The following is a 1,100-nucleotide window of genomic DNA, read 5'->3' on the forward strand; positions in this document are numbered from 1 at the left end:
ACCTGGCGGTGGAAGCCCTCCACGGCATTGGTGGTATAGATCAGTTTGCGGATGGGCGGGGTGTATTGGAAGTACTGGGAGAGCTCTTCCCAGTTGTTCTGCCAGGATTCAATGACCACGGGATATTTGCCTCCCCATTTTTCGCCCAGGGCCAGGAGTCCGTCCTCGGCCACCTCCTTACTGGTGGCCCGGTATACCTCTTTGAGGTCCCGCATGAACTCCTTTTGGTCCTTTGAGGCAATATACCTGAGGGAATTGCGTATCTGGTGTACAATGCACTTCTGTACCTGGGTCTTTGGGAATATGCTGAGTATGGCCTCGGTAAAGCCCTTCAGGTTATCGGTACAGGCAATAAGGATGTCCTGCAGTCCACGGTTGTTCAGGTCGGTCAGCACCTGGAGCCAGAAGTTGGCACCCTCGCTCTCGGAGATGTACATGCCCAAAACTTCCTTATATCCCTCCTTGTTGATGCCAAGTATGTTATAAAGGGCCTTGTGCTCGATCTTCCCATCGACCTTTACCTTGTAGTGCATGGCATCCAGCCACACGATGCAATAGAGGGGCTCCAGGGGACGGTTCTGCCACGCCTTTACATCGGGGACGATCCGATCGGTGATCTGGCTTAAGACCGTATGGGAGATCTCCGTATCGTACATCTCCTTGATATGGGACGAGATGTCGCGGTAACTCATCCCAAGGCCGTAGAGCCCGATGATCTTCTCCGAGAGATTGTCCGCCAGGATGGTCTGGCGTTTCTTCACAAGTTCCGGCTCAAAGCTGCTCTGGCGGTCCTGCGGGGTATCGATGTCGAAGGTCCCAAAACCACTTTTCAGCGTCTTTTTTCCCTTGCCATTGCGTTTGTTGCCCTTGGTGCGCTCACCCTCGTCCAGATGGCCGTCCATCTCCGCCTCAAGGGCCTTCTCGATCACATTCTTCAGCATGGGGGCAAAGGCGCCTCCCTCACCGAAAAGGTTCTTGCCCGACATGAACTGCTCGAGCACCTTCTTTTCAAATTCTGTCTGTTCTTTCTTTGTCATGGTACTGTCTGAATAAAATTAATACTTCTAATCTTTTTCAGACAGAGTTCAGTTTACAGTCTC

General features: G+C 52.4%; 1 protein-coding gene. It reads right to left on the bottom strand.

Annotated elements, in window-relative coordinates; translation table 11 throughout:
• The coding region (locus K1F36_RS19975; RefSeq protein WP_220115358.1) for an IS256 family transposase at positions 1–1,037 on the bottom strand (1,037 nt) is incomplete at its 3' end.
• Positions 1,038–1,100 lie beyond the last annotated feature (63 nt).

It is taken from the genome of Flagellimonas abyssi, assembly GCF_019457905.1.
Taxonomy (GTDB): domain Bacteria; phylum Bacteroidota; class Bacteroidia; order Flavobacteriales; family Flavobacteriaceae; genus Flagellimonas; species Flagellimonas abyssi.